The organism is Bacillus sp. FSL M8-0277 (assembly GCF_037975305.1).
In the GTDB taxonomy this organism is placed as follows: Bacteria; Bacillota; Bacilli; order Bacillales; family Bacillaceae; genus Bacillus; species Bacillus pumilus.
On the sequence record NZ_CP150255.1, the window covers coordinates 2,799,863 to 2,817,100 of the forward strand.

The following is a 17,238-nucleotide window of genomic DNA, read 5'->3' on the forward strand; positions in this document are numbered from 1 at the left end:
CGTCATGAGTTATCCTCTTTTCGCTTGATCATGATGTGAAGATCTTCCTCTTTTTCTTCGCGCACTGCTTTTTTTGTTTTTTCGATGGTCAGTTCAATTTGCTTTAGCCTTAATCTTCGTTCATCCTTCGCATGTGCAAGCTCTTCAAACTGTTTAATGAGACGCCTGAGCTCTCCCATTGCACGGGATTGGGCATTTAAAAAGGTGGCATGCCGATCCCATGAAAATTGAAACGAATATTCTTCTGTGCTGATTTCTTGTTCTAGCTGAATGCCTTCTACTGTTTCTTCTAATGAAGAAGGCATGTATGCTGCCTTTTTCAGCTCTTTGATCATGTCATCTTGATCTGACACATACATGATTCGCTGCGCCCGAATAATAGCAGCATATTGAATTTGAATTTGATCCCAGATTAAATCAAGCGATGTACGCCCGCCCATTTTCTCCATGATTTCAATTGTTTCATCTGAAAGAAACTGATTGAAGATCGAGTGTGCCTGCTTTGACGAACCTTTTTGCCTTTGCCATCCGTATCGTCTTTTCCATGATTTGACGGTATGGATTGAGACATTGTAATGATCAGCAATTTGCTGGTACGTCATCCCTTTCATATAATCTTGCTTGGCTTCTATCCGTTTATCTTTCATTTACATTCACCTGCCGCCTCCTTTTAATTCGAACGATTTCCTGTGAAGGAATCATTTGTGTAGGGCTAGCAAACATCCGTTTGGTCTTTCTAACTATAGGTGGCAACTGTAAGACAAGTGTTGCTCCATTTATTTTGTAAAAGAAAAAACGCCTATTCAGCTGCTTCGAATAGGCGTTCTTGTACTTTCTTGGACATCTTTGTCCGAGCTCTCTCCATATGTTTTTGGACAGTTCCTTTTTTCACATCCAGCATAATCGCAATCTCGCTAAACGATAATCCTTGTGTTGTGTGCATGAAGAATACGTCCTTTTCTCGGTCCGTTAAAACGGACAAGGCTTCGTCAATTCGTTTCTTGTCCCGCTCACTGAATTCTTTTTCATTTTCTTGGATGATTGTATATTCATGTGATAAAGCCTCTAACACTTCTGGATTTGCTAGAATGGTGCGCTGATAGACTGAACGTCTGTCTAATCCTCTGCGTGCGCCTGGCTGTCTGCCAATTTGAAGCCATTCCACGACGTATTCGAGATCGCTCACCATACTAGCGATAATTTTTTTATCATGCTTCTCTTGATCTGACAGCTGTTTGTCTTCTTTTTCTCTAAATGGTTCATATCTTTTTCTAGCATCCTTTAATGCTCGTTTGTATTCAATGAGTAAATCTTGCATATTGGCTCTCTCCCTTTTTTAAGAAAATAAAAAACGGACACCAATCAGTCCCCTTTTCAGGGTCTTGATCAGTGTCCGCAGGCTTTCCGTCTTGGACGTATGATGTTGTGATCTGTTCAGTGATCTGTTCAGTGATCTAGCTGATTTTAAAACCAATCTCGTGATCTACTCTTGCAAAATGACCTTTTGCCGTTTGTATAATGGTTTTTCCATGTTCAGGTACATCTATCTGATAAGCTGTTCCTACATTCCCATCTAACACGATGACTTGAATTTTTCCTGTTTCCATCTCACCGACAAATGTCTGATTTTCTTGAATGAATAATTGTTTTGGCTCGTTCATATGCTTGTCTCCTTAATTGGTGAGGACTTCGTGCCATCACCTATCGTATTTAAAATGATTTCAACTCTTGGACGCATACTATAAAACTGGGAAACTCTTAAATCAACGATCTGTAGAGGGGCCCTATCCGCAATAGAATGAAGTGCTTCTTGAATATGGTGTAGTCGTGGCTGAAAGATGCTGACGTTCACTGGGCGTATCAAACCTTTTTCTGCGTATGTACGCTTGATTTGACAGTCAGCTATGTCAAGCGGCATGTCGTCAAATAAACGAATCTCGAGTGATAGTGCGTCTTTTATTTTATGCGGGCATTGCGCTTTGGCAGCTGCTCGTATTCTTTTTATCAATGTATCTTTTGTTAACAAAAACTCTGCCTCAATAATGAAATGGATGACCATGTTATGATCTCCCGTCATCCTTTTCCCACTGACGGATGTTTTGTTCGTTTTTACTCGCTTTGAGCAAGCATTTGAGGATTGTCAGGATTTTCTTCCATCGTTTCATGTCGTCTTGATCCCTCCTTTTTTGCTTCAGCGACCTTTTCCGCCAAGAGGGTCATGTATGTTTGCTTGTCTTCTGATGTGGAAAAAACAAACACCGGTTTCTGGTGATGAAAGGTCATCCAGCCGCCAGCTTGGACTAAACAGAGCTGCGCTTCCTTTCTGGCATCAAACGTCATCTGATGTTTCATCTTCTTCAAATCCCTCCAGACTCTCTTCAATCTCGACTTGATACCCATAACGTGTCATGTCATATGACCAATAGCTTTTTGGATATCCAAAGTCATTCATCTGCGCTACCATTGGATGTTCAATATTCATTTTGTTCGTCTCCCCTTTTCAAAGAAGTGCTCTTCCTTTAAAGAATTACTCTTTTCGTGTAACTTTTGGTTAAAAAAAAGCTCTTGAACACCCCTATTCAGCAAATCTGCAATATGCTTTGCTATTTCTAAGCTGGGCTTCGTTCTGCCCATTTCTATATTTGCATAGCCGCTCGTATACTTATACCCTAACTTTTTCGCCATATAGGTTTGTGTTTTTCCTTGTAAAATGCGTTCTTCTCGTAAATTTTCAAGTTTCATCTTTTCACCTCTTACTCAATATGTGTAAGTTATATTCATTATGATAATATACACAAAACGAGTAAGTCAATCATTTTTTATTCTTTTTGTGTAATTATTTATCTTTTCCGTGTAATTCATGATAAAATTTACTCATAACATGAAAAAAGGTGTTTCCAATGGATAATTTGACTGGGAAGATTTTAACTGAATTAAGAGAGAAGCATGGATGGAGCAAGTCAACGGTTGCTAAAAAACTCGGATTAAAGGCGATGTCCACTTATGCAAATTGGGAATATGGCTTGAGAAAGCCCGACGGTGAAATGATTGTGAAAATCGCCGAGTTATACGGAGTTTCAACGGACTATCTTCTCACAGGTAAGGACAAAGGCGGAACTGATGGCGACCTTGCAGACGATCCTGATTTGCAAATTGCGTTTAAGGCTGCCTCCGATTTTTCCGAAGAAGCACGAAGACAAACCATCGATTTTATTCACTACATTAAAGAAAAAGAGAAGCAAAAAGGCCGTCAGCCAAAACAGCGAGACGACGATTGAGCATCTCTTTTCATAAAGCTTTACATTGCTGGGATACGCCCAGCTTTTTTTTTATGCCTCTTTTTCCCCTAAAAAAGAGAAGGCTCATGAATAATATGTGACAATTTTCACCATAAATACTCTTTTTTTCACATATTTCAATTGACATATAATACTATTATTATTAATATATGTATATACCAAAAAAAGGAGTGTTAGCGATGAAAAAATTAATGAAAGCTTGTACATTGTCTTTAGCTGCTTTAGGTGCTCTTACGTTCTTCCAAACTGAAGGTGCACATGCAGCTGCACAGCCAAAAGAACCAGTTATAGCAAAAGCTCCTATTATGAATAAAGTGATTACAGTGAACCGTACGCTTACTGTAGGTTCTTCAATCGCCGTCTCTCTTCCAGCAAGTCAAATTTCTGTGTCAGGCGCAACATATGCCATTCAATTAGATCAAACAGCTCCGAACTTCACTTGGATTCGTGCCGTACAACGTGGTTCTGTCACAGTTTCTTACTATAATTCACTAGGCGAGCTTGTGATTAACTATATTACTGTTCGATAAGCAATCTAGCTTTACATATGAAAAGTCGATGACTCAAGACATCGACCCATACCGTAGACAACCCCACTTTTACTTTAAATAAAAGTGGGGTTGTCACATTTTTTCGATAAAACCTCATGTTTTTTGCACTGAACAAGATTCTTTCAGGTTCATGGCATCATAAGTACGCATCTCTTACTAAGTAAGCCACTTTTCCCCTCTAAAAAAGACGAACAAAAAATCATGTATTTTTTATTCTTCCAATTTACTATTCGAAAATTTATTGAAATTTTCACCAAAAATACTTATTTATCACCATTTTAAATTGAAATATAATGCTATTATTGTTAATATATGTATATATCAAAAAAAGGAGTGTTACCGATGAAAAAATTAATGAAAGCTTTCACATTGCTTTTAGTTGCTTTAGGTGCTCTTACGTTCTCTCAAACTGAAGGTGCTCATGCAGCTGCTCAAGTAAAAGAACCAGTTATAGCAAAAGCCCCTATTATGAATAAAGTAATTACGATCGACCGTAAAGTTAAGGTAGGATGGTCTGGTGCTTTTTCTATTCCAATCAGTAAAATAACTTTATCCGGTGATACAGATGCTGTTGAACTGAAACAAACTGCTCCAAATTTCACTTGGATTTACTATTTAAAACCTGGCTTTGTTAAAGTATCTTATCTAAATTCAGATGGTGAACTTGTAATTAACAACTATACAATTACCTACTAAAACACTTTTAAATTTATTAAACTTAAGGCGATGACATCATATCATCGCCTTTAATAATGTGATCATTCTCTAAAACCAGCTAGACATTCAATTCTTGCTATAGACCAACCAATATGTTAACTTTTATTTATGATAAGTTAACATATTGAGGGGCTGATGATGATAAAACACAAATCTTTGTCTTGGGAAGCGATAGCAGAGAAAGCGCTGAAAAATGAACGAATCACGCTGCAAGAAGGTCTAGATATTCTTGAAGCTGACGATAGAGAATTATTATCTATGATGCATGCAGCCTATCAAGTACGATTTCATTTTTTTCAAAACAAGGTGAAATTAAATATGATTTTTAACGCAAAAAGCGGTTATTGTCCTGAAAACTGTGGTTATTGTTCACAGTCGATCATTTCTAAAGCATCGGTTGAACGATATACAATGCTTGATCAAAAAACGATTGTGGCTGGCGCGCGTGAGGCGCTCAAGAGAAAAGCGGGGACTTATTGTATTGTCGCGAGCGGCAGAGCACCTTCTCACAGAGAATTAGATGAGGTGACAGCAGCAGTAAAAGAGATCACTGAGACCATGCCTTTAAAGGTGTGTGCATGTCTTGGGTTATTAAATGAAGACAAAGCGAAGCGGCTGAAGGAAGCAGGGGTTCATCGGTACAATCACAATATCAATACACATCAAGATCATCATACTCACATTACGACAACTCATACATATCATGACCGCTTGTCGACCCTTGAGGAGGTCAAACAGTCGGGCATGTCACCTTGCTCAGGGGTTATCATTGGAATGGGTGAAACCAACCAGCAAATTGTTGAAATGGCTTTTGCGCTCAGAGCCATTGATGCGGATTCCATTCCAGTCAACTTTCTTCATGCAATTGAGGGAACACCACTTGAGCATCAAGAACGAACACATCCGGTCAAAGCATTGAAAGTGTTGGCACTCATGAGGTTTGTCAATCCAACCAAGGAAATTCGAGTATCTGGAGGCAGAGAGTTCAATTTACGGACGCTTCAGCCGCTTGCCCTTTATGCGGCAAATTCCATTTTCGTAGGCGATTATTTAACAACAAAAGGTCAGCAAGTCCAAATGGATCATCATATCATTGAAGATTTAGGTTTTGACATAGAAGAATGTGCGTTATAAAAAAAGTCTGCCGGTGAATCGGCAGACTTTTAACAATAAGATTAGAATCTTTTATGGAAGTCGACAGTGCCGCTTCCTTCCTCACGGTCAAAGCTGCCGACAAATGTCCAGTTAATATAGCCGCCGTCACCATTATTGACGAACGTCCCATCTTCAAATACCCAAATACCAAACGTAATACCATCATATTCAACACTATCATAGTAAACCACATTGTTCAGTCCGCTAAAGTCATGGTCTTGGCTTAAGTTTTGGACAACGACGTTATAGTTTTGACCTGCTTCATAGAAGGCGCTGTACGCCGCATTTTTAACGAATCCATCACGATTTTGAGATGATTTTACTGCTTGTTCAATTTTATCGGCAATGGCTACTGGATCAATAGAGACACTTCCATCAACACCTGTTGTCGTTGCAGCTTCAGCCGTTTGACCAAAAGTCGTAAGAGATAGAGGGGCAGCAACCATTGACGTAGCGATCACAGAACTAACAAAGAATTTGCTTGTTTTTCTCATTATTTCTAACTCCTCCTTTAATTGGTATGTTTATGTACTACCCCTTCTCCAATCTCTTAAACACTAATTTATGAAAAAACTTCTTTTTCTACCAAATAAGAGGGTGATTTTACTGTTTAAAATAGTTAAAACAACAAAAAACTACTCTTTAATAAGAGTAGTTTTCAGCATTACATGAACAGGATAAATAAAATCACACCTAGGATAATTCGGTATATTGCAAAAGGCACCAGTTTGATTTTATTGATCAGTTTTAGGAAGAATCGAACAACAAAGAGAGCCACAACAAACGCACTCACAAAGCCGACGATAAAGAATGGCAGCATGTCTGTTGTTAAATATTCGGCATTTTTCACAAGTGTTAACAAGCTTGCCCCCGCCATAATCGGCATCGCCATGATAAATGTAAAGTCAGCTGCCGCACGGTGATTCAAACCAAGAATAACCCCGCCTGCGATCGTCGAACCTGAGCGAGAGAAGCCTGGCCATAACGCCAAACATTGAAACAGTCCGATATAAAGCGCCTGTTTGTACGTCATGTTATCGACAGAGCTTGTTTCTGTTTTACGTTTATTGATCCAGTCAGCGACAAGCATCAGCACTGCGCCTAAAATCAAACCGACAGCAACTGTTCTCACGTCAAACAAGTATTTATCAATATAATCTTCAAATAAGAATCCTAAAATGACGGCTGGGACGAGTCCTACTGCAATTTGAGCAATGGTCAGTTTATGCCCGCTGCGCTTTTGTTCTTCAGTGATATTTTTCTTTAAGCCTAACAAGTTCAAAATCCGATCCTTGAACACAATCATGACAGCTAAAATAGAGCCTAACTGAATCACGACTTTAAATGTGTTTGCCGCCTCTGGCGTAATGATTTCCTTTGACTTTAACCAAAGATCATCGACAATGATCATGTGACCTGTAGACGAGACAGGTGCATACTCTGTTAATCCTTCGACAATTCCTAAAACCAGTGCCACGAATAAATCCCATAGATTCATGATTTTCTTTCCTTTCAATTCTGATCTTTTGAACAGGCAACCATCTATGTCCACATAAAGACAAGCTTCCTATTTCGAAAGCTCGTCTTTATGATACTATATTTTTTTCAAAAAAGATTATGACATCAAACCTTTTCTTCTTTATACAAATTGGATCGCATTTTAAACCAATCAAATAAGTGAGTCGTGATGACTTTCAGCACGGCGTACGTCGGAATAGCGACAATGATGCCGACCACGCTGAACAGTTTACCGGCTGTTAAAAGAACAAAAATGATGGTGATTGGATGGATGTGAAGATTTTTCCCCATGACCTGTGGAGAAATGAATTTCCCTTCAATCAGCTGGACAACCGTCCAAACAATGATCAATTTTAACAGCATAATTGGTGACGTGACAAGGGCAATCACAATCGCTGGTGTAATGGCAATCGTTGGACCAAGGTAAGGCACGATACTTGTACAAGCAGCAATGATGGCCAGCAGTAAGGCATAGTCTAACCCGATAATCATGTATCCAATTAAGAGAAGAAAACCGATACAGAAGCTGACAATGATCTGGCCGAGAATATAAGAGCTCAGGCGATGGTTCATTTCGTGAAGCACGATATGTGTATGTTCTCTAAACTTATTCGGAATAAATTTCAGGAAATAGTCAGGCAATTTTTTGCCGTCTTTTAATAAATAAAACAGAATGAACGGAACGGTCACGATTGAAATGATGACTTCAGTAAGCGCCCCTAGGAATGTCCCCACTCCGGTAAAGGTACTTTCCAAAATTTTCGTCGCTTGACTTGACGCTTTGCTCACCAATTCAGAAACGTTAAAATTCATCGCTTTTTGCGCTTGATTAATGAAGTTGCTTCCCGTTAGTTGTCTAATCTGATCTTCTACCGTATCAACATATTTCGGAAGGTTATGAAACAGACTCATCATTTGCGCTTGTAAAAACGGAATAATAGACACAATCGTCACTGTAATAATGCCAATAATGACAATATATAAAAGCAAAATCGAAAAGATCCGTTTGACTCTAAACTTCTCTAACAAATTGACAATTGGATTTAATAAATAATACACGACCCCCGTTAAAATAATCGGTAAGGCGATGGTTTTGACGAGTACAATGAGCGGTGTGAAAATAAAGGATGTTTTCATGAAAACAAGGATATTCAATCCAATTAATAGCAGGACGAGTAAAAAGAGAACAAACTTGTTATCAAGAAAAAATTTTCTAAATCGACTGCTCCACATTTGCATAGAATTCATATCGTTCCTCCAAACTCGGGCTATTTTATAAATAAATTGTACACTACCTGATCATGATATGGTGGTCATTGTTTCAGCTTTTTTTCCCATTTCGCAATGGACATCACCCATACAATCAGAATGGGCTGTCCTATCAGTCTTATCCATAGCAAAGACTGCTCTGTGCTTTCTTGACCTGGAAATGGAATTCCCTCTCGTGCAGCAAATAAGTTTGCAGGGAAAATGAGGACAAGATAGACAGCAATGATTTTTGCTGCTGAGATCCTGACATTTGGCAAAAGCAGCAAGACAGCCAGCAGCCATTCTAGGCATGCCGTCGCATAGACCATACCATATGGAAATGGCCAGCCTGGCATCATACGGGCAAAGCCACTCGGCTCTATCACATGAAAAATACCGGCTGCTATGAATAAAAGCGCAAAGACGTATGTACTTCCTATATGCAGGACGCGCTTCATGGTCGTTTCCTCCTCTCCCTTCTATCAGAGTATTACCCGAATGAAGGAAGAAACTACCCACTTCTCGTACATTTATATCCTTTATGTAAGACGCATCAGCCTATATAAAGGTTTCATCCGCTTTTCAATAAAAAGAATGTTCTTTCATACAAACGCTTTCAAAGGATGTATAATCAGAGAAAGTAGAAGGAGGGAACGACATGATTCGATTTGCTGTCATCGGAACGAACTGGATTACAGATCGATTCTTACAGGCCGGTGAAGGAGTAGCTGATTTTACATGTACAGCCGTCTATTCACGGTCCGCTGAAAAAGGCCAGGCATTTGCCGAAAAATACGGTATTGATACAGTTTTTACGAACTTACATCAAATGGCGGAAAGTGATGCGTTTGATGCCGTGTATATTGCGAGTCCAAATGCCCTTCATAAAGAGCAGGCCATGTTGATGATGGAGCACCAAAAGCACGTATTATGCGAAAAACCATTTGCCTCTCACCGAAAAGAAGTAGAAGAAATGATTGCTGCAGCGAAGAAACATCAAGTGTGTTTGATGGAAGCGATGAAAACGACATTTCTGCCCAACTTCCTTCAAATCAAACAGCACCTTGATCAGCTTGGACCCATTCGGCAAGTGGTCGCTCATTACTGTAAATATTCCTCAAGATACGATGCCTACCGAAATGGCGAGATTCCAAATGCTTTTAAGCCTGAATTATCCAATGGTTCTTTAATGGATATCGGTGTGTATCTCGTCTACCCGGCGCTCTATTTATTTGGTCTGCCGAATCAAATCACCGCGAGAGGCTATAAGCTTTCTTCTGGTGTAGATGGGAGCGGCTCTGTCCTTATGCAATATGACGGGCATCAAGCACTTCTTTTTCATTCTAAAATTTCAACGTCTCATTTATCTGCGGAAATTCAAGGAGAGGATGCGACGATGGTGATTGATCAATTCCACCGTCCTTCGCATATCACGATCCATGATCGGCAAGGACACCATACCGACATCTCTCTCGAAGATGATCAGCCAGCCATGTATTATGAAATCTGTCATTTTATTGAGTGTATTCAGCAAGGAATGAGGCAGTCTCCGGTCAATACATTTGCCTTATCTGTTCAAACCATGTCCGTCATGGACGAGGCGAGAAAACAAATGGGCGTGAGGTTTCCTGCCGATAGATAAAATGAATGGGCATGAAATGATAAACAAGGGGCGAACATGATGTGCAAGTTCGCCCTTTGTTTTTTTATTTTGGGTCCATTGTTTATGTTGCCGCTAATACATCCGCAAATGCTTTCACATAGGGAGGAAGATCCGGTGGACGTCTGCTCGAGACGAGGTGACCATCTGTGACGACTGCTTCATCAAACCAGTCTGCTCCAGCATTTGTCATATCATCTTTAATACCAGGTGTACTTGTCACTTTTTTTCCTTGCAGGATTCCTGCTGAAATCAATACCCATCCAGCGTGGCAAATTTGCCCGATTGGTTTTGCCTTTTCATCAAATGAACGTACGATATTTAACACTTCTGGAAAACGGCGCAGTTTATCTGGTGCCCATCCTCCAGGGACAAGCACAGCATCATATTCTTCCGCTTGAATGGAATAAAAATCTGCATCAGATACAGCCGGCACACCATACTTCCCAGTGTACTCATGATTTGCTTTTTCTCCTACAAGATGCACAGTTGCCCCTTCTTCTCGTAAACGCAGAACCGGATACCATAGCTCTAAATCTTCAAAATCATCACTGACAAACGCAATGACCTTCTTATTTGATAAACGCATAACATCTCTCCTATTCTTTCGATTTCCTCTATTGTACGAGATGACCGCTTAAAAAGAAAAGCGGTTCCCCTTGAGGAGAACCACTTGATCTTATTCGCTGATCTTGAATTTTTTAATTAAATCACGTAATTCTTCCGCCATTTGGGAAAGAGTCGTAGAGGAAGAACTAATCTCTTCCATAGAAGCAAGTTGCTCTTCAGCAGATGCAGCGATATCTTGGATACTTGCTGAACTCTCTCGTGATACATCTGCAATTTCATACACTGCTTTAGAAATTTGCTCAGATCCTTTTGAAAGCTCGCGTACTGTTGTATTCATTTCATTCATTCTTGTAGCGATTTCCGCTGTTTGCTGGTTAATTTGTGAGAAGCTTTCTTTCGTTTGATCTGTAATGGAAAGACCATTCTTCACTTCTTCATTCACTGATTTGAACATATTTTGAGATGTTTCGATTTCAGATACAATTTCTTTCACAAGCTTTTCAATCTCTTTTGCTGAATCTGATGATTGAACTGCAAGTTTACGTACTTCCTCTGCGACAACAGAGAAGCCTCTGCCTGACTCACCTGCACGTGCTGCTTCAATAGCTGCATTGAGTGCAAGTAAATTCGTTTGATCCGCAATGCCGTTAATCACGCCTAGGATGTTTGTGATGTCTTTTGATTTATGCTCTAGCCCGTTGATCACCCCTTCAGCTTCTTTCACTGAATGGTCGATCGTCTTCATTTGGCCAACGGTTTGCTCCACAAGCTGTCCGCCTGATTCCGCGACTGTTCTTGATTGAATAGATGATGCTGCGATGACATCAGATGTTTCTGCGACCTCGTTCAGACCTTCATTCATTTGTTTTAAATGAGCCGCACTTTGCTCCACCATTTCGCTTTGATTTTCGTTGCCGTTTGAGAATGTTTCAATAGATGATGTAATATGTTCGGTTGCTTTTGTTGTTTGACCTGCGCTTGCTGTCAGTTCTTCAGATGAAGAAGCCACGTTTTCTACAGATGTTTGTACAGCTTGGATGACATCTCTTAATGATTCACTCATTTCATTAAAGCTTGTGCCTAGCTGTCCAATTTCATCTTTTGACCGGACATCAATTTTTTCTGTTAAATCTCCTTCACTGATTTTCTTTGAAGAAGAGACAAGTATAGATAGTGGTTTTGTAATGGAACGGATGATCAAGAAGATCAGAATCCCGCCAATGATGAGCGCGCCAGCTAAAATGATAGCGGCCATGTTAAAGACTGGCTGTGCAGCTTCTTCTACTTCTGTCACAAACATCGTACCGACAATTTTCCAGCCAGTCGCTTTGTTTGTGGTGAATTCCATTTGCTTTTCTTTTCCTTCAAACATATAACTCATAGAACCTTCATCTTGTGAATAAAGCTTTTCTAGCCATTCACCAGATAATTTTGTTCCCGCTTTTTTCGTAGGATGGGCAACAAAGGTACGATCCGGACTTCCGATAAAGGCATAGCCTTGTTTCCCAATGTTTATGCTATTTGATTCTTTTACTAGATTCGCAATGTCTAGGTTCATTGCAATGACTCCTGATCCGTCCTCTAACTTTTTAGAGATGGTGACCACAAGCGTACCTGTGGAAGCTGTTGGATACGGTGCTGAAACAGACAGCTCTCCGTTTTTCTCCCAGCCGTCTTTATACCAATCCCGCTCCGTTGCGACATAGTCAGCAGGCATTTTTTTATTAGGATATCTTGAAAACACTTTGCCATCACTTGAAGCGACAAAAATGCCTTCTGTGTCATCATTCATACTCATGAACTGCTCAAACCGTCCTTGAATATCTGTCGTGCCTTTTTGCTTAAGCTTTTTCTCCGTAATCCATTTGCTAAAGAAATCGGCTGCGTCTGTTTTCACTTTCACAACCTTCGTAATATTTTTATCTAGCTGCTCGACGTTCTCCTTTGCACTTTGCATGATTTGATCATTCAAAGAAGTACTCGCCGTATGATATGAAGAGAATGCCAACACAATGATTGGGCATAAGAGAATAAATAAGAAAGAGAATACGAGCTTTTTTGAAATAGATGGCTTCCTGAAATACTGTATGAATTTCATAAAAAAGAAAACTCCTTTTAGTAAGATAGTATATATATCGGAAGTACTACTATGTTCTTTACTTTTTTAACTTATTAAAGTCTAAATAAGACCAAAATACCCAAATTATATGTATTGAATGGAAAAAACACCTGACGCCAAAACGTCAGGTGCTTCCCTATATTCTTATATTTTAAATTGTTTAATGAGCTCTCTTAGCTCTTCTGCCATCTGAGATAACGTAGCAGAGGAGGAACTGATCTCTTCCATAGATGCCAGCTGTTCTTCTGCGGATGCTGCGATATCTTGGAAGCCTGCGGAGCTTTCTCGTGAAAGCTCTTTAATTTGATTCACCGCATGTGAAATATCATTTGAGCCATGCGAGAGTTCTTTAGCCGTTCCGTTCATTTGTTTCATTTGTTCTGTCATTTCTGATGTTTTATCGGTAATTTTCTCAAAGCTGATTTTCGTTTCATCTGTAATGTCTAATCCAGATTGTACTTCACCTGCTACTTGTTTAAACATGTTCTGTGATTTTTTAATTTCCTCTACAATCTCGTTCGTCAAGCTTTCAATTTCCTTTGAAGAGCTTCCGGATTGCTCTGCCAGCTTACGAACTTCTTCTGCAACAACAGAGAAACCTCTGCCTGCTTCTCCTGCCCGAGCGGCTTCTATCGCAGCATTTAAAGCTAGGAGATTGGTCTGGTCGGCAATGCCGTTAATGACACCCAGAATGTTCGTAATATCCTTTGATTTCTGCTCTAAGCCTTGAATCACAAGCTCTGCTTCTTTCACTGCCTGCTCGATGGTTTGCATTTGCCCTGCTGTTTTTTGAACAAGCTCTCCACCGGCCTGAGCCGTATTGCTCGAATCAATCGACGATTCCATCATATGAGAGGTCGTATCGACCATATGGGATAAGCTGCGATCCATTTCGTTCAACTGGACTGAGCTTTTTTCGATCATATCATTTTGATGTTCATTGCTGTTTGAGAACTGTTCAATAGATGATGTGATATGCTCAGTCGCTTGAGCGGTCTGTCCCGCACTTGCTGTTAATTCTTCAGAAGAGGCGGCCACATTTTCGATGGAATTTTGAACAGCTTGAATGACTTGTTTCAGCTTAGCTGACATCTCGTTAAAGCTCTGCGCAAGCTTGCCGATTTCATCGTGCGTACGAACTTCAATGTGCTGGGTCAGATCACCCTGACTGATTTTCTCAGCCGATTCAGAGAGTGCTATCAGTGGCTTTCGGATTGATTTAATAATAAAATAAATCGCGATTCCGCCTATGGCAATCGCAACTGCCAGTATGATCATTGTTAAGTCGAGCACTGGCTGTGCAGCTTCTTTGACTTCGTCCACATACATGGTTCCAGCAAGCTTCCAGCCTGTTGCTTCATTTGTGTCAAAGAACATTTGCTTCGGCTGTCCATTGTATTCATATTTGAAACTGCCTTGTTTTTTAGCATACAATTTCGTGATGAAATCACCTGTCAATTTCGCCCCAGGCTTGTCTGTTTTATGGGCAATATAATGCTGATCTGAAGTCGCGACAAACGCATAGCCTTCTTTGCCTATTTTGATGCTGTTTGTATCTTTCACGATCGTGTTCAAGCGCACATTGATTCCAATCACACCAGAACCATCTGCTAGCTGTTCTGATATTCTGATGAGCAGGTCATCTGATGACTTGTCGGCAAAAGGATCTGAAATGATGAGTTTCTCATCTCTCATCGATTGTTGAAACCACGGTTCGTTTTTTACACTCGCTTCACTACCTTTATGAATCTCGGAATATTCGGTTAGTTTACCATTTTGATCTGCAATGAATACTTCCACAACATCTTCGTCTGTTTCCGATAATTGCTTTAATTTCACCTTGAGTAAATCCTTATTTTTAGAAGTCAATTCACTCTTTTTCACCGATTTCGATAAATAAGAAACGATATCAATTTTAGGCTGTACATCTTTATTAATGAGTTCGTTTAATTGCTGAACACCATTTGCAGCACTAGACATAATCTCATTATTGAGAGACTTTGATGCCACATCATAAGAAAATGCTGCCAATACGAGAATTGGCACTAGGAGAATCGCTAAGAATGCAGTAATTAATTTCTTGGACATTGTAAAATGCTTAAAAAAGTTGATTTTTTTCATGACTCTACTCCTTTTGAATTATTATTTGTGGTATTTCCCTTCTATTCTTAGGTAATATGAATTATTTTTCAAGGGGTAATGTTCGAAATCTAATTAAAATGAGTAAATTTACCTATTTCTTTTGATTTATTCGATTGAAAAAGAGCCCTTTAGCTGAAGGGCTCTTTTCATTTTGTCTATTCGACTTTAAATTTGCTGATCAAATCACGCAATTCTTCTGCCATTGATGAAAGCGTAGCAGAGGAGGAGCTGATTTCTTCCATAGATGCGAGCTGTTCTTCCGCTGAAGCCGCAATGTCTTGAATGTTTGCGGAGCTTTCACGTGAGACGTCTGCAATCTCACGGACAGCCTCTGACACATGTGCAGAGCCATTTGAAAGCTGGACAACTGTTTGATTCATGGTTTGAAGCTGGTCAGAAATTTCCTTTGTCATTTCGAAAATATTGTGGAAGCTGACTCTTGTTTGTTCAGTGAAGCTTAGGCCTGATTGAACTTCTCGATTCACTGCAGTGAATACTTCCTGTGATACATCGATGTCTTGAACGATTTCTTTAATCAAATTCTCGATTTCTTTCGCCGAATTGGCTGATTGAACAGCCAGTTTTCTTACTTCTTCTGCTACAACGGAGAAGCCTCTGCCAGATTCCCCAGCTCTTGCTGCCTCAATTGCTGCATTTAGCGCAAGTAGATTCGTTTGGTCGGCAATACCATTGATGACACCTAGAATTTGTGTAATGTCTTTTGATTTACTTTCAAGAGCGCTGATGACATTCTCTGCTTTTTTCACGGACTGATCAATGACATTCATTTGAGAAGCGGTTTTTTCGACAAGCTGTCCGCCTTCCCCTGCGATATCTGTTGATTTGATCGATGAAGCAGTAATGGATTCAGCCGACTCATTCATGTGCTGAAGGCCACGGTTCATTTCATCTAACTCTTCTGAGCTGGATTCGACTTTGTCATTTTGACTTTCATTTCCATTGGAAAATTGTTCAATGGCTAGTGTAATATGCTCTGTTGCTTTACTTGTTTGCCCTGCGCTGGCGGTCAGTTCTTCTGATGAAGAAGCGACATTTTCGACTGAGGTTTGGACGGCACCAATGAGGGTTCTTAATGAGTCAATCATTGTATTAAAGCCTTTCCCAACTTGGCCAATTTCGTCATCTGATTGGATCTGAAGCTTATCGCGCAAATCACCTTCGCTGACTTTTTTCGAGAAGCGGGCAAGGTTGGATAATCTTTTAGATATAGAGCGGACGATAAAGAAGATGAGGGTACCTGCTACGATAAGTGTCACACTGAACACAATAAGGGCTGTATTGAAAACGGGCTTTGCTGCATCTTCTACTTCTGATACGAGCATCGTTCCACCGATTTTCCAGCCGGTTAATTCGTTGGTCACATACGCAACCTTTTTATCTATTCCTTTGAGTGTGTAGCTGCCGTTTCCTTCTTTGTTTTGATAAATAATATTTGCTAGATTCTCATTGACCTGACTTCCTGGCTTTTGGGTCGGATCTGCTAAAACTGTTTTATCTTTCTCCATGATGAAGGCATAGCCTTTTTGCCCAATTTTGATTTCTTTTAACTTTTGAATCAGGGTGTCAATTTCCATATCAAGTCCAATAACACCTGACCCATCTTTCATTTTTTGAGTAATCGTGATGACCATTTTGCCTGTGGAGGCTGCTACGTATGGTTTTGTGATGACTTGTTTACCGTTCTCTGCATTGAGCGCTTCTTGATACCATGGACGCTCTCTTGGATCGTAGCCATCAGGCATCTTTTGAACTGGATATTGCATAAACAATCCCTTTTCGGAGCCTGCATAGATAGCAGAAACATCTTTTTCATTAATTTTTCCAAATTGCTGCAATTCTTTGATGGTCGCATTTCTATTTTTTTCTTGAAGATTAGACGCTTTGAGTGAGTCTGTAAACAGAGCCACAGCATCTGCTTTGTTTCCTATATTCTCATTGATTAAAGTATCAAATGCATTGACTTGACTCATCGCACTGCCCATAATCTGTTTGTCTAGCTCTGTCTTTGATGTAAAAAACGCACTAATTGTCAGTGCAGTGGTTGGCAGGATAAGGACTACCAAAAAGGCAATAATTAATTTTTTTGAAATGGATGGTTTTTTTAACCATTGAATCATTTTCCCCATTTTCTCTTTCCCCCTTTACTTCTCTAAAGTTATTATCGGATGAAAGGTTTATTTTTACAGGCTGAAAACGATGTTTAAAATATAAAAAAAATACCCAGACAATTCTGGGTAT

At 39.8% G+C, this 17,238-nt stretch carries 20 protein-coding genes; 5 read left to right on the forward strand and 15 right to left on the reverse strand.

The features are described 5' to 3' along the window. Positions 1-2: 2 nt before the first annotated feature. The 7 genes from terS to MKZ05_RS14240 form a co-directional block, all read right to left on the reverse strand. On the reverse strand, positions 3-647 hold the full coding sequence (gene terS / locus MKZ05_RS14210; RefSeq protein WP_339160408.1) for a phage terminase small subunit: 645 nt from the start codon (positions 645-647) through the stop codon (positions 3-5). Positions 648-799: 152 nt separating this feature from the next. Beyond that, the gene (locus tag MKZ05_RS14215) at positions 800-1,318 is read right to left on the reverse strand and encodes a sigma-70 family RNA polymerase sigma factor (protein WP_339160409.1); all 519 of its coding nucleotides are present in this window, start codon (positions 1,316-1,318) and stop codon (positions 800-802) included. Between the two features lie 136 nt (positions 1,319-1,454). Beyond that, positions 1,455-1,661, reverse strand: a complete 207-nt coding sequence (locus tag MKZ05_RS14220) for an XtrA/YqaO family protein (RefSeq protein ID WP_012011053.1) — start codon at positions 1,659-1,661, stop codon at positions 1,455-1,457. Then, a complete protein-coding gene (locus MKZ05_RS14225) occupies positions 1,658-2,059 on the reverse strand; it encodes a holliday junction resolvase (RefSeq protein ID WP_339160410.1) in 402 nt (133 codons plus the stop codon). Before MKZ05_RS14225 ends, MKZ05_RS14220 begins: the two co-directional genes overlap by 4 nt. A 50-nt stretch (positions 2,060-2,109) precedes the next feature. Then, the gene (locus tag MKZ05_RS14230; protein ID WP_310025092.1) at positions 2,110-2,352 is read right to left on the reverse strand and encodes a hypothetical protein; all 243 of its coding nucleotides are present in this window, start codon (positions 2,350-2,352) and stop codon (positions 2,110-2,112) included. Further along, positions 2,330-2,482 carry a hypothetical protein gene (locus MKZ05_RS14235; protein WP_170965973.1) on the reverse strand — a complete coding sequence of 51 codons (153 nt, stop codon included), beginning with the start codon at positions 2,480-2,482 and terminating at the stop codon, positions 2,330-2,332. Before MKZ05_RS14235 ends, MKZ05_RS14230 begins: the two co-directional genes overlap by 23 nt. Further along, a complete protein-coding gene (locus tag MKZ05_RS14240) occupies positions 2,479-2,742 on the reverse strand; it encodes a helix-turn-helix transcriptional regulator (protein WP_310025094.1) in 264 nt (87 codons plus the stop codon). Before MKZ05_RS14240 ends, MKZ05_RS14235 begins: the two co-directional genes overlap by 4 nt. Before the next feature lie 158 nt (positions 2,743-2,900). On the opposite strand from MKZ05_RS14240, the gene MKZ05_RS14245 reads away from it, so the two are divergent. The 4 genes from MKZ05_RS14245 (at position 2,901) to bioB (ending at position 5,701) form a co-directional block, all read left to right on the forward strand. Then, complete coding sequence (locus MKZ05_RS14245) at positions 2,901-3,278, forward strand: helix-turn-helix transcriptional regulator (RefSeq protein WP_050944016.1); 378 nt, start codon at positions 2,901-2,903, stop codon at positions 3,276-3,278. A 200-nt stretch (positions 3,279-3,478) separates the two neighbouring features. After that, on the forward strand, positions 3,479-3,829 hold the full coding sequence (locus MKZ05_RS14250) for a hypothetical protein (RefSeq protein ID WP_003213146.1): 351 nt from the start codon (positions 3,479-3,481) through the stop codon (positions 3,827-3,829). Positions 3,830-4,192: 363 nt separating this feature from the next. Beyond that, positions 4,193-4,546, forward strand: coding sequence for a hypothetical protein (locus MKZ05_RS14255; protein ID WP_339160411.1), 354 nt, complete (start codon positions 4,193-4,195; stop codon positions 4,544-4,546). Between the two features lie 159 nt (positions 4,547-4,705). After that, on the forward strand, positions 4,706-5,701 hold the full coding sequence (gene bioB / locus MKZ05_RS14260) for a biotin synthase BioB (protein WP_339160412.1): 996 nt from the start codon (positions 4,706-4,708) through the stop codon (positions 5,699-5,701). Between the two features lie 41 nt (positions 5,702-5,742). Here bioB and MKZ05_RS14265 read toward each other — a convergent pair whose 3' ends face one another. The 4 genes from MKZ05_RS14265 to MKZ05_RS14280 form a co-directional block, all read right to left on the reverse strand. Beyond that, complete coding sequence (locus tag MKZ05_RS14265; RefSeq protein ID WP_003212767.1) at positions 5,743-6,216, reverse strand: hypothetical protein; 474 nt, start codon at positions 6,214-6,216, stop codon at positions 5,743-5,745. A gap of 170 nt (positions 6,217-6,386) precedes the next feature. Continuing rightward, positions 6,387-7,220: an undecaprenyl-diphosphate phosphatase gene (locus MKZ05_RS14270; protein ID WP_050944681.1), complete on the reverse strand. Its 834-nt coding sequence runs from the start codon at positions 7,218-7,220 to the stop codon at positions 6,387-6,389. Positions 7,221-7,345: 125 nt separating this feature from the next. Next, positions 7,346-8,488, reverse strand: coding sequence for an AI-2E family transporter (locus tag MKZ05_RS14275; RefSeq protein ID WP_050944018.1), 1,143 nt, complete (start codon positions 8,486-8,488; stop codon positions 7,346-7,348). 65 nt (positions 8,489-8,553) lie between these two features. Beyond that, complete coding sequence (locus tag MKZ05_RS14280) at positions 8,554-8,946, reverse strand: DoxX family protein (protein WP_284907279.1); 393 nt, start codon at positions 8,944-8,946, stop codon at positions 8,554-8,556. Between the two features lie 200 nt (positions 8,947-9,146). On the opposite strand from MKZ05_RS14280, the gene MKZ05_RS14285 reads away from it, so the two are divergent. Next, a complete protein-coding gene (locus MKZ05_RS14285; protein WP_003213546.1) occupies positions 9,147-10,130 on the forward strand; it encodes a Gfo/Idh/MocA family oxidoreductase in 984 nt (327 codons plus the stop codon). 82 nt (positions 10,131-10,212) lie between these two features. On the opposite strand, the gene MKZ05_RS14290 is transcribed toward MKZ05_RS14285, so the two are convergent. The 4 genes from MKZ05_RS14290 to MKZ05_RS14305 form a co-directional block, all read right to left on the reverse strand. Next, positions 10,213-10,737: a type 1 glutamine amidotransferase domain-containing protein gene (locus MKZ05_RS14290; protein WP_339160413.1), complete on the reverse strand. Its 525-nt coding sequence runs from the start codon at positions 10,735-10,737 to the stop codon at positions 10,213-10,215. A 90-nt stretch (positions 10,738-10,827) separates the two neighbouring features. Continuing rightward, positions 10,828-12,816 carry a methyl-accepting chemotaxis protein gene (locus tag MKZ05_RS14295; RefSeq protein WP_339160415.1) on the reverse strand — a complete coding sequence of 663 codons (1,989 nt, stop codon included), beginning with the start codon at positions 12,814-12,816 and terminating at the stop codon, positions 10,828-10,830. Between the two features lie 165 nt (positions 12,817-12,981). Then, positions 12,982-14,958: a methyl-accepting chemotaxis protein gene (locus MKZ05_RS14300; RefSeq protein ID WP_339160417.1), complete on the reverse strand. Its 1,977-nt coding sequence runs from the start codon at positions 14,956-14,958 to the stop codon at positions 12,982-12,984. Between the two features lie 176 nt (positions 14,959-15,134). After that, a complete protein-coding gene (locus MKZ05_RS14305; protein ID WP_050944024.1) occupies positions 15,135-17,126 on the reverse strand; it encodes a methyl-accepting chemotaxis protein in 1,992 nt (663 codons plus the stop codon). Positions 17,127-17,238 lie beyond the last annotated feature (112 nt).

Excerpts from the sequence above, each read along its gene's own strand:
- terS (WP_339160408.1), bottom strand. The coding sequence starts at position 647 with ATGAAAGATAAACGGATAGAAGCCAAGCAAGATTATATGAAAGGGATG.
- MKZ05_RS14215 (WP_339160409.1), bottom strand. The coding sequence starts at position 1,318 with ATGCAAGATTTACTCATTGAATACAAACGAGCATTAAAGGATGCTAGA.
- MKZ05_RS14220 (WP_012011053.1), bottom strand. The coding sequence starts at position 1,661 with ATGAACGAGCCAAAACAATTATTCATTCAAGAAAATCAGACATTTGTC.
- MKZ05_RS14225 (WP_339160410.1), bottom strand. The coding sequence starts at position 2,059 with ATGGTCATCCATTTCATTATTGAGGCAGAGTTTTTGTTAACAAAAGAT.
- MKZ05_RS14230 (WP_310025092.1), bottom strand. The coding sequence starts at position 2,352 with ATGAAACATCAGATGACGTTTGATGCCAGAAAGGAAGCGCAGCTCTGT.
- MKZ05_RS14235 (WP_170965973.1), bottom strand. The coding sequence starts at position 2,482 with ATGAATATTGAACATCCAATGGTAGCGCAGATGAATGACTTTGGATAT.
- MKZ05_RS14240 (WP_310025094.1), bottom strand. The coding sequence starts at position 2,742 with ATGAAACTTGAAAATTTACGAGAAGAACGCATTTTACAAGGAAAAACA.
- MKZ05_RS14245 (WP_050944016.1), top strand. The coding sequence starts at position 2,901 with ATGGATAATTTGACTGGGAAGATTTTAACTGAATTAAGAGAGAAGCAT.
- MKZ05_RS14250 (WP_003213146.1), top strand. The coding sequence starts at position 3,479 with ATGAAAAAATTAATGAAAGCTTGTACATTGTCTTTAGCTGCTTTAGGT.
- MKZ05_RS14255 (WP_339160411.1), top strand. The coding sequence starts at position 4,193 with ATGAAAAAATTAATGAAAGCTTTCACATTGCTTTTAGTTGCTTTAGGT.
- bioB (WP_339160412.1), top strand. The coding sequence starts at position 4,706 with ATGATAAAACACAAATCTTTGTCTTGGGAAGCGATAGCAGAGAAAGCG.
- MKZ05_RS14265 (WP_003212767.1), bottom strand. The coding sequence starts at position 6,216 with ATGAGAAAAACAAGCAAATTCTTTGTTAGTTCTGTGATCGCTACGTCA.
- MKZ05_RS14270 (WP_050944681.1), bottom strand. The coding sequence starts at position 7,220 with ATGAATCTATGGGATTTATTCGTGGCACTGGTTTTAGGAATTGTCGAA.
- MKZ05_RS14275 (WP_050944018.1), bottom strand. The coding sequence starts at position 8,488 with ATGAATTCTATGCAAATGTGGAGCAGTCGATTTAGAAAATTTTTTCTT.
- MKZ05_RS14280 (WP_284907279.1), bottom strand. The coding sequence starts at position 8,946 with ATGAAGCGCGTCCTGCATATAGGAAGTACATACGTCTTTGCGCTTTTA.
- MKZ05_RS14285 (WP_003213546.1), top strand. The coding sequence starts at position 9,147 with ATGATTCGATTTGCTGTCATCGGAACGAACTGGATTACAGATCGATTC.
- MKZ05_RS14290 (WP_339160413.1), bottom strand. The coding sequence starts at position 10,737 with ATGCGTTTATCAAATAAGAAGGTCATTGCGTTTGTCAGTGATGATTTT.
- MKZ05_RS14295 (WP_339160415.1), bottom strand. The coding sequence starts at position 12,816 with ATGAAATTCATACAGTATTTCAGGAAGCCATCTATTTCAAAAAAGCTC.
- MKZ05_RS14300 (WP_339160417.1), bottom strand. The coding sequence starts at position 14,958 with ATGAAAAAAATCAACTTTTTTAAGCATTTTACAATGTCCAAGAAATTA.
- MKZ05_RS14305 (WP_050944024.1), bottom strand. The coding sequence starts at position 17,126 with ATGGGGAAAATGATTCAATGGTTAAAAAAACCATCCATTTCAAAAAAA.